We start from the raw sequence: 13862 nt of genomic DNA, 5'->3' as shown, positions 1-13862 counted from the left end.
CGGTACGCCCGCACGGTTCGTGCACTGGCGATCTGATCGTCGCGGTGCGTGGGCGGTCTTCGTCGCGGCGGGCGCGCTGTGGGGTCTGGTTCTGTTTCAAGGTCACCCCCAACGTCATCGGGGCATGGTCGATCGTCCTGGACCCGGACTAACCCACGCACGTCATGCTCGAACAGGACTAGCGTGATGGTCGACGCCCTCTGTCGCTCTCCGCAGTCGTGGCCGGCAACATCCTGTTCGCCGGCGCCGGCCTGTACGTGAGGCGCAGCCGCCGTCGGTGACCGGGATGACTAGGGTCGGTCGGGTGAGTGAGCAGACCAGCGCCAACCCCTTCCGTCCCGAACTGTGGGAGCCGGTCGACGGGTTCGACTTCACCGACATCACCTACCACCGCGCGAAGGACCTCGGTTGCGTGCGCATCGCGTTCGACCGTCCGGAGGTGCTGAACGCGTTCCGGCCGCACACCGTCGATGAGCTGTACCGGGCTCTCGACCACGCACGCCGCACCGCGGACGTCGGCGTCGTCCTGCTGACCGGCAACGGGCCCGGACCGCAGGGATCCGGTGCCGCCGGCAAATGGTCGTTCTGCTCCGGCGGTGACCAGCGCATCCGCGGACGTTCGGGCTATCAGTACGCGGACGGCGAGACCGCCGAAACCGTCGACGAGCGCCGGGTGAAGGCCGAGGGCGGACGCCTGCACATCCTCGAGGTCCAACGGCTGATCCGCACCATGCCCAAGATCGTCATCGCGGTCGTCGGCGGCTGGGCGGCCGGCGGCGGTCACTCGCTGCACGTCGTCTGCGACCTGACGATCGCTTCCCGTGAGCACGCCCGCTTCAAGCAGACGGACGCCGACGTCGGCTCCTTCGACGCCGGCTACGGTTCGGCGTACCTGGCCAAGATGGTCGGCCAGAAGTTCGCCCGCGAGATCTTCTTCCTCGGCAGGCCCTACAGCGCCGAGGACATGCACCGCATGGGCGCGGTCAACATCGTCGCCGACCACGCCGAACTCGAGGACGAAGCGCTCCAGGCGGCCCGCGAGATCATGGGCAAATCGCCTCAGGCACAACGGATGTTGAAGTTCGCGTTCAACCTCACCGACGACGGTCTGATGGGCCAGCAGGTGTTCGCCGGTGAAGCGACCCGGCTGGCCTACATGACCGACGAGGCCGTCGAGGGGCGCGACCAGTTCCTGGAGAAGCGCGACCCGGACTGGTCGCCGTTCCCCTGGTACTTCTGATCAATCCCGCGACTCCCGGTAGTGCTGCGGGCTCACGCCGTACTCCTTCTTGAATGCGGCGCTGAGGCTGTACGGGCTCGCATAGCCGACCCGTCGGCCGATCGCTGCGATCGTCATCGATGGTTCGTGCAGCAGGTCGGCCGCGAAGCCCAGGCGCCACCCCGTGCCGCACAGTTCTCCTAGGGTGTTGACATGGGGAAGATCATCGAAGCCACAGGCCTGTCCAAGAGGTACGGAGATCATCAAGCCGTCGACAACGTCGACCTGACCGTCGAGGAAGGATCCTTCTTCGGCATTCTCGGCCCGAACGGTGCCGGGAAGACCACACTGCTGGAGATCATCGAGGGCATCCGCAAGCCGGACGCCGGGACGGCGCGCATCGCCGGGGTGGAGGTGTGGCCGCGCAACAAGGAGATCCTCACCAAGATCGGCGTCCAGTTCCAGTCGGCCGCTTTCTTCCCGAAACTGACTGCAAGAGAACAGATCCGGGCGTTCGCCGATCTGTACGGTGCACCCGAGTCGCGCTGCGACGCTCTGCTCGAGCAGTTCGGTCTGACGCAGAAGGCGGGCACGCTCACCGAGGACCTGTCGGGTGGCCAGTCCCAGCGGCTGTCCATCGCCTGCGCTCTGGTGCACGACCCGCAGGTCGTCTTCCTCGACGAACCGACCGCAGCGCTCGACCCACAAGCACGCCGCAACCTCTGGGACGCCCTGCGCGGCATCAACGCCGAGGGCCGCACCGTCGTCCTCACCACGCACTACATGGACGAGGCGCAGTCGCTGTGCGACCAGGTGGCGATCATGGACCACGGACGCATCCTCACCGTCGACAGCCCACGCGCTCTCATCGCGCACATCAACGCGCCGCACAAGATCACCATCGACCGCGACCTCATGTCCGTTCCGGATGCGGCCGCGATCGGTGGTGTCCACTCGGTCGAGGACACCGGTGAATCCCTCACGATGATCACCGACGATCCGGCGCCCGTGCTCACCGCCCTCGCCGAACGCAAGGCACTCGCCGGCGTCGGGGTCAGCGGAGCCAGCCTCGAGGACGTCTTCCTCGAACTCACCGGACGGGAGTACCGCGCGTGAACTCACCCCACGAAGTTCTCCGCTCGTACCTCGCTCCGATACTTCGCGGGGGCCCCGGCACCGATGGTGGAGTGACCGGAGAAAGGGAGTGCTGCTCATGAGTCACACCACCGAGGAGACTCTGGCTCCCGAACAGACCGGCCGCACCCAGCTGGGCAAGCCCAAGGGTTTCGCCACGCTGGCTCGGGCGCAGTGGAAGGCGTTCATCCGCGACAAGCAGATCCTGTTCTGGATGCTGGCGTTCCCGCTGGCCTTCCTGCTGCTGTTCGGGGTGCTGAACGGTTCGTCCGGTGACGCCCCCAAGACCGAGATGACGCAGGTCGGTTCGGTGCAGTTCGTCGACCGTATGCCGGCCGACGCCAAGAAGCAGTGGGACGAACTGTTCGATGTCACCAAGACTTCCGATCGTGATGCCGCTCTGGCCAAGCTGAAGAAGGGCGACACCGACGCCGTCCTCGAACAGACCGGTGGCGGTCTGGTGCTGCACTACTCCAGCGCCGACCAGGTGCGGGCCGCCACCGTCCAGGGCACGGTGAGTTCGTTCGTCGACCGGTCGAACCTAGCGATCGCCGGCGTGAAACCAGCTGTGTCGCTGCAGGCTCAGCCGGTCGAGGACGCCTCACTCAAACCGATCCAGTACCTCACCCCCGGCCTGCTCGGGTTCGCGCTCGCGATGGGTGGCACGTTCGGCGGCGCCATGACCCTGGTCAACTGGCGCAAGACCAAGCTGCTGCGCCGGATGCGGCTGACCCCGACGAACACCTGGGACCTCGTGGCCTCCCGTGTCGTGGTCTCGATGGTCATCGCGGTGCTGCAGTTCGTGCTCTTCATCGCGGTCGCCATGGCGGTGTTCGGCCTGAAGCTGACCGGTTCCTGGTACATGGCGCTGCCGCTCGCGCTGTGCGGAATGCTTGTGTTCATGGCGATCGGACTGATCGCCGGTTCGGTCTCCAAGAGCGAGGAGGCGGCGTCCGGCCTCGCAAACCTCATCGTCCTGCCGATGTCCTTCCTCGGCGGAGCGTTCATTCCGCTCGACTTCGCGCCGGCATGGCTCAAGACCGTTGCGAACTTCCTGCCGATGGGTCACCTCACCGAAGGAATGTTGGACGTTATGGTGCGTGGCGAGGGACCGACCGCCGCGCTGATGCCGATGGCGATCCTGCTCGCCTTCGCCGCCGTCTTCACGCTCATCGCAGCGAAGATCTTTCGCTGGGAGGACTGAGACATCGACGTCGCAGGCGCCGCACTCCCACCGAGTAGGTCCCGGCGTCGGGGAGCGCGCAGCTTAGGCTGGTTTCGCGGAACGGATTCGCCACTGTCGCGTCCGACCGCAGGGCACAGAGTTGCCCCGATGCGACCAGGGAGGAAGTCATGTCTAACTACGCCGGAGAACCCAAGCGCCGAGGTCTTGCCCTCACCATCGTGGGCGCCGTGATGATGCTGGTGCTCGCTCCGGCGGCGTTCGTCGTCGGCACCGTGTTCGGGGTGAAGGGTGCCGTCGACCTGGTGCAGTCGGCCCCGATGGTCACCAGCGGTGGGAGCGTCGCCATGTCGGTCGGACAGACCCGCGACATCTACGCCTACGTCGGTGCGTCGTCGTCCGACTCCGGCATCGAGACCGACTCCACCCTCGGCGAGTCCGTGCCCGCGTGCAAGGTCACCTCGCCGTCCGGTGCCGACGTGCCGGTGTCGAGCGCGACCGGCAACACCAGCTGGACGCGCGACGGCGGCCGCTACGGCTCGGCCGGTAGCTTCACCGCCCAGGAGGCGGGCGATCACGCCGTCGACTGCGGCAGCGCCTCGGCCATCGTGCCGGACGGCGACCAGGCCAGTGAAGCCGCCACGAAGGCTGCCTGGGGGATCGGCGGCGGCCTCATCGGCGCCACCATCATCGGGATCCTCGGCCTCATCATGCTGATCATCGGCATCGTCAAGCTGGTCAACTCCGGCAAGGAGCGCTCGCAGTTCCGCATGCAGCAGCAGATGGGCCAGTGGAACAACCAGCCGCGCTGGTGACCCGCCGTTCGTCCGTCCGGCGACGGTGAATCGGGTTCGGAGGAAAGGCGCCGGACGCGTTAACCTTTGGCCGTCGGCCCTGCGCGCCCGCAGGCGACGCATTTTCCAAGACTGATCAGCAAGCAGGTGTGACGTGCCCAGCGGCAAAGTGAAGTTCTTCGACGCGGACAAGGGGTTCGGATTCGTCTCCGGCGACGACGGCAAGGATGTATTCCTGCCCTCCAGTGCCCTGCCCGCCGGCACGAGCACCCTGAAGAGCGGCACCCGCCTGGAGTACTCCATCGTCGAAGGGCGACGTGGTGCGCAGGCGATGACTGTCACCCTGCTCGACCCGGCGCCGTCGCTGGCAGCCCGTCACCGCAAGCCGGCCGACGACATGGCGATCATCGTCGAGGACCTCATCAAACTGCTCGACGGTGTCGGCAACGGTCTGCGCAAGGGCCGCTACCCCGACAGCTCCCACTCGGCGAAGGTCGCCTCGGTGCTGCGCGCCGTCGCGGACAACCTGGACGTCTGATGCCGGCCGACACCACGACCAGGACAGCGGCCCCGCGCCGCACGGCCCGCAAGAGCGCCGCGCCGAAGCCGGACAAGGTGCTGTTCGACGCCGTCGACCTCGCCCGTGAAGCAGCCGTCTCGATCGCGACCCCGAACACGGTCGGCGATCACGAGGGCGCGGTCATGCTCGGCGAGCGTCTGGCGATGCATTACTTCACCTGCACCAACAAGGGCTACCGCGGGTGGCGCTGGGCGATCGCGGTCGCTCGTGCGCCGCGGGCGAAGGTCGCGACCGTCTGCGAGACCAACCTGCTGCCCGGCGACGACGCGGTGCTGGCGCCCGAGTGGCTGCCCTACGCCGAGCGCCTGGCCCCCGGTGATGTCGGCCCGGGTGATGTCATGCCCTACATCGCCGACGACCCCAACCTCGAGCCCGGCTTCGAGGCGACGGGCGACGAGGACGTCGACCACATGGCGTTCTTCGAACTCGGCCTGGGACGTCCGCGCGTGCTGTCGCGTGAAGGACGCGAGGCTGCTGCCACCCGCTGGTACGACGGCGAGCACGGCCCGCGCGCCGCGGTCGCGGCACAGGCAAAGGGCAACTGCAGCGGATGCGGTTACTTCCTGCCGATGGCCGGCGCGCTGCGTCGCTCCTTCGGTGTCTGCACCAACGAATGGTCGCCGAGCGACGGCACCGTCGTCTCCCTCGACCACGGGTGCGGTGCCCACAGCGAGATCCACGAAGAGGCCCCGACACCGGAGAAGATCGAGCCGCCCGTGCTCGACGACTTCGCCGTTGATGTCGAACAGGGCTGAGCAGCACGCAGATTCACCTGAGAAGGGCGACCTGGGATTCCAGGTCGCCCTTGCTCGTTGCTGGTCCGCCTCGAGTCAGGCGGTCGGCTCGCGCCACTCCCGCTCGAACGGCAGGCGCCACGCAGTGGGTGCGACCAGTTGGTGGATCTGGTTCGGACCCCAACTGCCCTGCCCGTAGGGGCGCACCGGGGGTGGGTTGTCCAGCAGCGGCTGGCTGACCTCCCAGAGACGTTCGATGCCCTCGGACGTCGTGAACAGCGTGTGGTCGCCGCGCACAGCGTCGTAGATCAGACGCTCGTAGGCCTCCAGTGCTGCCGCCGAACCGGTCGACTCCTGCATCGCGAACTGCATCGAGTGCTTGTTCAGACGGAAGCCGGTACCGGGTCGTTTTCCATAGAACGACAACGACATTCGCGATTGGTCGGCCAAGTCGAAGGTCAGGTGGTCGGGGCCGTGCTGGCTCACTCCGGAGCCGGCCGGGAACATCGACTTCGGCGGCTCCTTGAACGCGATCGAGATGATGCGCTGGCCCTGCGCCAGGCGCTTGCCGGTGCGCAGGTAGAACGGGACGCCGGCCCAGCGCCAGTTGTCGATGTAGCACTTGAGCGCGATGAAGGTCTCGGTCTCCGATTCGGGGGCCACCCCGTCCAGATCGCGGTACCCCTGGAACTGACCGCGCACGACGTTCTCGGGCTGGATCGGCATCATCGACCGGAAGACCTTGTTCTTCTCCTCGGTGATGGCCTGCGGTTCCAGTGACGTCGGCGGCTCCATCGCGGTGAAGGCGAGCACCTGGAACAGGTGGGTGACGACCATGTCGCGGTACGCACCGGTCGCCTCGTAGAACGCCGCGCGGGTTTCCAGGCCGAGGGTCTCGGGCACATCGATCTGGATGTGGTCGATGTGGTTGCGGTGCCAGATCGGCTCGAACAACCCGTTGGCGAACCGGAAAGCCAGGATGTTGAGCGCCGCCTCCTTGCCCAGGAAGTGGTCAATGCGGAAGATCTGTTCCTCGGCGAACACCTCGTGCAGCTTCTTGTTCAACTCCACCGCCGTCGCGAGGTCGGTGCCGAACGGCTTCTCCATCACCACGCGGCTGTACGCCGCAAGATCGGCGGCGGCGAGCGTCTGGATCACCGAGAGCGCAGCCTTCGGCGGGACGCTCAGGTAGTGCAGTCGACGCGGGCGCGAGTCGCCGTCGTACCCCTTTTCCGCTTCTGCGACAACGGCTTTCAACGCTTCCGGGCCGGCATCGCTGCGCACGAAGTAGAGCCTCTTCGCAAACTCCTGGAAGTCCCTCTGCGCCTCCTTGCGGGAGGAGAACTCGGCGATCGCCCGCTGCGCGAACTCGACGAAACTCTCCCGCGTGTGGTCATCGAGCGAGGTGCCGACGAGGCGCACATCGTTGAGCAGTCCGCTGCCCCACAGGTGCAGCAGGCCGGGCAGCAGCTTGCGGCGGGCGAGGTCTCCGGTGGCTCCGAACAGGACGATGGTTGTGGGCCGTTCCGACATGCCGCCCAGTCTGCCTCTCCCGGCGTGGCTGTCGCGAGCCCGCAGCAGGTGAAATGCGTCGCTGCGTTCCTTGGAGGTGTCGGGCTGCCCCGACACAGCGTTGGCCAGAGCACGGGATGTCGTCGCCGCTCGGCGGTCCATAGCGTCGATGACATGATGACGACACAGTTACCGACCTCGGCCGAGAAGACACTCATGTCGACGACGCACCAGACTCGTCAGCGGATTCCGACCCCTCGCGACGTGCTGCGCCGTCTTCCCGGTGACGCGGCGTACCTGTTCCTGTCCTGGCCGGTCGCGCTGCTGGCGTTCGCGCTCGCGTGCATGTTTTTCGGAATGGTCAGCAGCGTCGTCCTGGCGCCGGTCGCCGTCCCGGTGGCGCTGCTCGTCGCGTCCTGGGCGGCACAGACCGAGCGGCGCCTGCTGCGCCGGTTCCAGGGTGTGGACGACGCCCATGGTGCGTACTACCCACTGCGCCAGGGCGATTCGATGGTCGCCAAGGCGTGGACGCTGGTGCGCGACCCGCAGCGTTGGCTGGACGCGGTGTGGTCCGCGGTCGGCTGGGTGATCTCGACGATCACCTGGATCATCCTGGTCACCCTGTGGGGCAGCGTCATCGGCCTCGTGTTCTGGCCGGCGTGGGGCTGGGCGTTGCCGGAGGACGGCAGCGGGTCGCTCGCGGGGTTGATCTTCGGGTTCACCTCCTACGGAGCTCAGGCGGTGGTCGAAGTCGTCTTCGGGATCCTGCTGCTGATGATCGCGCCCTACGTGACGGTCGGTCTGGCGCATCTGCAGAGCCTCGCCTCCCGCGCCATCTTGTCCAGTCGGTCGCAGCAGCAGGTCATCGAACAGTTGCGCTCCAGCCGCGACGCCGGGCGGTCGGCCGAGACCGATCAGCTGGCTCGTCTCGAGCGTGACATCCACGACGGACCGCAGCAGCGGTTGGTCCGTCTGAAGGTCGACCTCGCCCGCATCGAACGACAGTTGGGCTCGGATTCACCTGCGGCAGAATCGATCCGGGCTGCAATCGTCAGCACGCAGGACACGCTGGAGGAACTGCGAGCGCTGTCCCGCGGTATCGCTCCACCCACCCTCACCGAGCTCGGACTCGTCGCCGCGGTGCGCCAGGCAGCCGCTCGTCCCACCGTTTCGGTCTCACTGACCACGAACCTTCCCGAGGAGCGCGGCGTCCTGCCGTCGCACGTGGAACAGGCCGCCTATTACGTGATCAGCGAGGCACTCACGAATGTCGCCAAGCACAGCGGCGCTCGCAACGCCTACGTCGAACTGACCGTCGACGACCATGAACTCGTCGTCGCCGTGACGGACGACGGTGTCGGCGGCGCCGACCTGGCCAAGGGCAGCGGCCTACGGGGGCTGGCCGAGCGGCTGCGTTCCGTGGACGGCAGGCTGTCGGTGGACTCACCCACGGGTGGCCCGACCACACTGCTGGCTCTCATTCCCCACGGACGAAGGTGTACTGATGCGGATCGTGCTCGCCGATGACTCGACGCTGCTGCGTGAGGGCGTCCAGCTGATCCTCACCGATGCCGGTCACCAGGTCGTGGCCGGCGTCGGCGACGCACCGACCCTCGTCGAGGCGGCGTTGCGGGAGCGTCCCGATCTGGTGATCACCGACGTCCGGATGCCGCCCACAGGTTCGGATGACGGTCTGCGTGCTGCGGTCGAGATCCGACAGGCGTGGCCGGACGCCCGAATCGTCGTCCTGTCGCAGTACGTCGTGCAGGCGTACGCCGATCAGTTGCTGGTGTCCGGAGCGGCCGGCGTCGGATACCTGCTCAAGGACCGCATCGGCGACATCGACGAGTTCCTCGCCGCGATCGACCAGGTCGCCGCAGGCGGCACCGTCCTCGACCCGGACGTCGTCTCGCAGCTCATGGTGCGGGCGAAGGACCCTGTCCAGTCGCTGACCCCGCGTGAACGAGAGGTGCTCGAACTGATGGCGCAGGGGCTCTCGAACGGTTCGATCGCGGGGCGGTTGTTCGTCACCGGGGGAGCGGTGGAAAAACACACCCAGCGGATCTTCGCCAAGCTCGGTCTGTCGCCGGACGACTCGGCCGGGCACCGACGGGTGCTCGCTGTGTTGGCTTACCTGCGCGGGTCCGACTGACCTTCGGTCAACGAAACCGCCTGAAACGTGACCCCACGAAAGCGAGGGACGGATCAGGCGGCGGACGCGTTGCCGCGTCCGCGGCGCACGTAGAAGTAGCCGATCAGGCCGAGTGCGATGCCGAACACCGGCGTCCAGGGCCACCAGCTGCGCTCGCCGGAGCGCAGACTCGGCACCACGAGAATGACGATCAGGGCGACGGTCCAGACGGCCACTCCGCCGAGGGTCACCTTGTTCATGTCGACCCGCATCGGTTCGACCGCGATCGGCTCGTCGGATGCGTCGTGGGTCACGATTAGCAGCGTACCGGTGACGCGGACCGGCGCCCGGGCCTAGTCTCGCGGGCATGTCGACCAACACCCCCGTGAAACCCGCCCCGGTCAGCGGCTTCGACCGCTACTTCAAGATCTCCGAAAGAGGTTCGACGCTTGCCCGGGAGGTGCGGGGAGGATTCGTCACCTTCTTCACGATGGCGTACATCATCGCGCTGAACCCGTTGATCATCGGCACGGTCAAGGACGGAACCGGCCAGTTCCTCGGTGGCGGCTCGGCTCCGAACCTGGCGATGGTCGCCGCGTGCACCGCCCTGGTCGCCGGAGTCATGTCGATCCTGATGGGCGTGGTCGCGAACTTCCCGATGTCGATCGCCGCAGGCCTCGGGCTCAACGCGTTCGTCGCGTTCGGTGTCGCGGCGCTTCCCGACATGACCTGGAAAGCAGCGATGGGGTTGGTCGTCTGGGAAGGCATCCTCATCCTCCTGCTGGTCATCTCCGGCTTCCGGGTCGCGGCGTTCCGAGCCCTGCCGGGACAGATGAAGACCGCGATCTCGGTCGGTATCGGACTGTTCATCGCTTTCATCGGCCTGTTCGACGCGGGCTTCTCGCGCGCCGGCGCCGGTACGCCCGTTCAGCTCGGCATCGACGGGCGCCTGCAGGGTTGGCCGATCGTCGTGTTCATCGTCGGGTTCCTGCTGCTGCTCGCCCTCTACGTCCGCAAGGTGACCGGCGCGCTGTTGATCGCGATCGTCTCGGCCACCGTCCTGGCGATCATCATCGAGTCGATCGCCAACATCGGCCCCCGCTCCGTCGACGGCAAGCCGACCAACGACCGCACCTGGTCGCTGAACGTCCCGGCCGTTCCGGACCAGGTCGTCTCGACACCGGACTTCTCGCTCGTCGGTCAGGTCGACATGTTCGGCGGCTTCGCCAAGATCGGTGTCATCGCGGCCGCGCTGATCATCTTCTCGCTGATCCTCGCCGACTTCTTCGACACCATGGGCACGATGACCGCCATCGGGGCGAAGGGTGACCTGCTGGACGAGGACGGCGCCCCGCACGACACCCAGAAGATCCTGGTCGTCGACTCCGTGGCAGCTGCCGCCGGCGGTCTGGGCGGAGTCAGCTCGAACACCGGCTACATCGAATCGGCGTCCGGCGTCGGCGACGGTGCCCGCACCGGCCTGGCGTCCGTCGTCACCGGCGTCCTGTTCCTGTTCGCGACCTTCCTCGCCCCGTTGGTCGAGGTGATCCCGCACGAGGCGGCCGCCCCGGCACTGGTCTTCGTGGGCTTCCTGATGATGCAGGAGGTCGGCGAGATCAACTGGCGCGACATCGACATCGCGCTGCCGGCGTTCCTGACCATCGCGCTCATGCCGCTGACCTACTCGATCACCGTCGGTATCGGTGCGGGCACGCTCGCCTACCTGCTGATCAAGATCATCAAGGGCAAGTGGCGTGAGATCCCGGTGATCCTGTGGATCATCTCGTTCTGCTTCTTCCTGTACTTCGCGATCGACCCGATCCGTCAGATCTTCGGGGTCAACTGACCGCGCGACCGAGTGTCATGAGGGACGCGGCAGCCACGCCTCGTCCCTCATGACGTTCACAGGTCCTCGGCGTCGGTGATCCGGTAGGCGTAGCCCTGTTCAGCCAGGAAGCGCTGCCGGTGGGCGGCGAAGTCGGCGTCCACGGTGTCGCGGGTGACGACCGTGTAGAAATGCGCGGTGCGTCCGTCGGTCTTCGGGCGCAGCACGCGTCCGAGGCGTTGCGCTTCCTCCTGGCGTGAACCGAAGGTGCCGCTGACCTGGATCGCGACGGACGCCTCCGGCAGGTCGATCGAGAAGTTCGCCACCTTGCTGACCACCAGCAACGAGATCTCACCGTCGCGGAACTGCTGGAACAGCTTCTGCCGCACCGAAACCGACGTCTCGCCGGTGATCAGGTCGGCGTCCAGGCGTCCGGCGAGCGACTGCAGTTGGTCGAGGTACTGGCCGATGACCAGGGTCGGTTCACCGCGGTGCTTGTCGACGAGCTGCTGGACGACCTTGTCCTTCACCGGTGCACAGGACGCGAACCGGTAGCGCTCGTCCGCATCGCTGGACGCGTACGCCAGGCGCTCGCTCTCGGACAGACTGACCCGCACCTCGACGCAGTCGGCGGGCGCGATGTAGCCCTGCGCCTCGATCTCCTTCCACGGCGCATCGAAACGCTTGGGGCCGATGAGGCTGAAGACGTCCTCTTCACGCCCGTCCTCACGTACCAACGTCGCGGTGAGGCCGAGGCGGCGACGGGCCTGCAGGTCGGCGGTCATACGGAAGATCGGGGCCGGCAGCAGGTGCACCTCGTCGTAGACGATGAGTCCCCAGTCGCGGGCGTCCAGCAGTTCCAGGTGCGGGTGCACGCCCTTCCGCTTCAGGGTCAGCACCTGGTAGGTCGCAATGGTGACCGGCCGGATCTCCTTGCGGGCCCCGCTGTACTCGCCGATCTCGTCCTCTGTGAGGGAGGTGCGGCGCAGCAGTTCGTCCTTCCATTGCCGAGCGCTCACCGTGTTGGTCACCAGGATCAACGTGGTGGTGCGCGATTTCGCCATGGCACCCGCGCCGACGAGGGTCTTGCCGGCACCGCAGGGGAGGACGACGACGCCGGATCCGCCGTGCCAGAAACCGTCCACCGCGTGCTGCTGGTAATCGCGCAGACTCCAGCCGTCCTCGGCCAGTTCGATCGGGTGCGCCTCGCCGTCGACGTAGCCGGCTTCGTCCTCGGCGGGCCAGCCGAGCTTGATGAGTTGTTGCTTGATCGCGCCTCGTTCGGACGGGTGCACCAGAACGCTGTCGTCGTCGATCCGGTCGCCGACGAGTGGCTGAATCTTCTTGTTGCGCAACACTTCCGTGAGCACTGCGCGGTCGGTCGTCACCAGCACGAGCTTCTGTTCGCCGGCGATGTCCTGCTTGCGCAGGGTCAGACGTCCGTAGCGATCCATCGTCTCGGCGAGGTCGATGAGCAGCGCGTTCGGCACCGGGTAGCGGCTGTACCGGACGAGCGCGTCCACCACCTGTTCGGCGTCGTGTCCGGCGGCGCGCGCGTTCCACAGGCCGAGCGGCGTCACCCGGTAGGTGTGGATGTGCTCGGGCGCACGTTCCAACTCGGCGAACGGCGCGATCGCCGCACGTGCTTCGCGGGCGAGCGGGTGGTCGACTTCGAGCAGGACGGTCTTGTCGCTTTGGACGATCAGGGGTCCGGGGACGTCGGTGGGCACGTTTCAGGCTAACCAGGCGGGAAGCCCGCCGATTCCCGGCGGGTTCAGGGCGCGGACGGCGGGTGAGACGATGCTCACATGAGCCTGCCGATGGTCGAACCAGCCGACGGATTGCCCGACAGCATCACGATCTACGAGGTCGGTGCCCGCGACGGATTGCAGAACGAGAAGAGTGTCGTGCCCACCGCGGTGAAGGCCGAGTTCATCCGCCGGATGATCGACGCCGGCCTCGACACGATCGAGACGACCAGCTTCGTGCCGCCGTCCTGGATCCCGCAGTTGGCCGACGCGACCGAACTGGTGGACTCGCTGGGGCAGGAGGCGCGCCGTCCGACCCGGCCGGTACTGGTGCCGAACGAGCGGGGTCTCGACAACGCGCTCGCGGCCGGGGTGAAGTCGATCGCGGTGTTCGGTTCAGCCACGGAGACCTTCGCTGGAAAGAACCTCAACCGCTCCGTCGAGGAGTCACTCGACATGTTCGCGCCCGTGGTGAAGCGGGCCAAGGACGACGACCTGTGGGTGCGCGGGTACGTCTCGATGTGCTTCGGTGACCCGTGGGAAGGACCGGTGCCGATCGAGCAGGTCGTCGACGTGTGCGCGCGGCTGATGGAGCTCGGGTGCGATCAACTCAGCATCGGTGACACCATCGGCGTCGGCACGCCGGGTCATGTTGCTCGACTACTGGATGCGTTGGGAGACAGCGGAATCGGGATCGACCGGATCGGCGTCCATTTCCACGACACCTACGGGCAGGCGCTGTCGAACACGCTCGTCGCGCTGCAGCACGGGGTCCGGGTGGTGGATGCGTCCACCGGCGGATTGGGTGGGTGCCCCTACGCGAAGTCGGCGACCGGCAACCTGGCCACCGAGGACCTCGTGTGGATGTGTCGCGGACTCGGCATCGAGACCGGCGTCGACCTCGACAAACTCGTCGCCACCAGTGTCTGGATGGCCGACCAACTCGGCCGCCCGTCGCCGTCCCGCGTCGTCCGCGCCCTCGGCACTGCCTGACCCACCGAG

At 67.0% G+C, this 13862-nt stretch carries 14 protein-coding genes; 10 read left to right on the top strand and 4 right to left on the bottom strand.

What is annotated here, in order from left to right:
• Positions 1–304 precede the first annotated feature (304 nt).
• A complete protein-coding gene (locus MF407_RS12240; protein WP_239702445.1) occupies positions 305–1240 on the top strand; it encodes a 1,4-dihydroxy-2-naphthoyl-CoA synthase in 936 nt (311 codons plus the stop codon).
• Here MF407_RS12240 and MF407_RS15655 read toward each other — a convergent pair whose 3' ends face one another.
• A complete protein-coding gene (locus MF407_RS15655; protein ID WP_275578260.1) occupies positions 1241–1483 on the bottom strand; it encodes an AraC family transcriptional regulator in 243 nt (80 codons plus the stop codon).
• Between MF407_RS15655 and MF407_RS12230 the strand changes: the two genes are divergently transcribed.
• The 5 genes from MF407_RS12230 (at position 1433) to MF407_RS12210 (ending at position 5665) form a co-directional block, all read left to right on the top strand.
• Positions 1433–2335: an ABC transporter ATP-binding protein gene (locus MF407_RS12230; protein ID WP_239702443.1), complete on the top strand. Its 903-nt coding sequence runs from the start codon at positions 1433–1435 to the stop codon at positions 2333–2335. The genes MF407_RS15655 and MF407_RS12230 overlap by 51 nt on opposite strands.
• Before the next feature lie 97 nt (positions 2336–2432).
• The gene (locus MF407_RS12225; protein ID WP_239702442.1) at positions 2433–3557 is read left to right on the top strand and encodes an ABC transporter permease; all 1125 of its coding nucleotides are present in this window, start codon (positions 2433–2435) and stop codon (positions 3555–3557) included.
• Positions 3558–3706: 149 nt separating this feature from the next.
• Complete coding sequence (locus MF407_RS12220) at positions 3707–4351, top strand: hypothetical protein (RefSeq protein ID WP_239702441.1); 645 nt, start codon at positions 3707–3709, stop codon at positions 4349–4351.
• A gap of 133 nt (positions 4352–4484) precedes the next feature.
• Positions 4485–4868: a cold shock domain-containing protein gene (locus tag MF407_RS12215; protein WP_239702440.1), complete on the top strand. Its 384-nt coding sequence runs from the start codon at positions 4485–4487 to the stop codon at positions 4866–4868.
• Positions 4868–5665 (top strand): DUF3027 domain-containing protein, encoded by a 798-nt coding sequence (locus MF407_RS12210; protein WP_239702439.1) that lies wholly within the window; start codon positions 4868–4870, stop codon positions 5663–5665. Before MF407_RS12215 ends, MF407_RS12210 begins: the two co-directional genes overlap by 1 nt.
• Positions 5666–5740: 75 nt before the next feature.
• Here MF407_RS12210 and zwf read toward each other — a convergent pair whose 3' ends face one another.
• The gene (zwf, locus tag MF407_RS12205; protein ID WP_239702438.1) at positions 5741–7177 is read right to left on the bottom strand and encodes a glucose-6-phosphate dehydrogenase; all 1437 of its coding nucleotides are present in this window, start codon (positions 7175–7177) and stop codon (positions 5741–5743) included.
• Between the two features lie 153 nt (positions 7178–7330).
• Here zwf and MF407_RS12200 point away from each other — a divergent pair, with 153 nt between their 5' ends.
• A complete protein-coding gene (locus tag MF407_RS12200) occupies positions 7331–8683 on the top strand; it encodes a sensor domain-containing protein (protein WP_239702437.1) in 1353 nt (450 codons plus the stop codon).
• On the top strand, positions 8661–9308 hold the full coding sequence (locus tag MF407_RS12195; protein WP_239702436.1) for a response regulator transcription factor: 648 nt from the start codon (positions 8661–8663) through the stop codon (positions 9306–9308). Before MF407_RS12200 ends, MF407_RS12195 begins: the two co-directional genes overlap by 23 nt.
• Positions 9309–9361: 53 nt before the next feature.
• On the opposite strand, the gene MF407_RS12190 is transcribed toward MF407_RS12195, so the two are convergent.
• Positions 9362–9601 carry a DUF2530 domain-containing protein gene (locus MF407_RS12190; protein ID WP_239702435.1) on the bottom strand — a complete coding sequence of 80 codons (240 nt, stop codon included), beginning with the start codon at positions 9599–9601 and terminating at the stop codon, positions 9362–9364.
• A gap of 53 nt (positions 9602–9654) precedes the next feature.
• Between MF407_RS12190 and MF407_RS12185 the strand changes: the two genes are divergently transcribed.
• Positions 9655–11133: an NCS2 family permease gene (locus MF407_RS12185; protein ID WP_239702434.1), complete on the top strand. Its 1479-nt coding sequence runs from the start codon at positions 9655–9657 to the stop codon at positions 11131–11133.
• A gap of 56 nt (positions 11134–11189) precedes the next feature.
• Here the strand turns inward: MF407_RS12185 and MF407_RS12180 are convergent, their stop codons facing one another.
• Positions 11190–12842 (bottom strand): DNA repair helicase XPB, encoded by a 1653-nt coding sequence (locus tag MF407_RS12180; protein ID WP_239702433.1) that lies wholly within the window; start codon positions 12840–12842, stop codon positions 11190–11192.
• A gap of 78 nt (positions 12843–12920) precedes the next feature.
• Between MF407_RS12180 and MF407_RS12175 the strand changes: the two genes are divergently transcribed.
• The gene (locus MF407_RS12175) at positions 12921–13853 is read left to right on the top strand and encodes a hydroxymethylglutaryl-CoA lyase (RefSeq protein WP_239702432.1); all 933 of its coding nucleotides are present in this window, start codon (positions 12921–12923) and stop codon (positions 13851–13853) included.
• The last annotated feature ends 9 nt before the right edge of the window (positions 13854–13862 follow it).

Origin of the sequence: Yimella sp. NH-Cas1 (genome assembly GCF_022359705.1) — a bacterium.
Classification (GTDB): domain Bacteria; phylum Actinomycetota; class Actinomycetes; order Actinomycetales; family Dermatophilaceae; genus Yimella; species Yimella lutea.
Note: the sequence above shows the minus strand (reverse complement) of the source record. Positions and strands in the feature narration are given on the sequence as shown.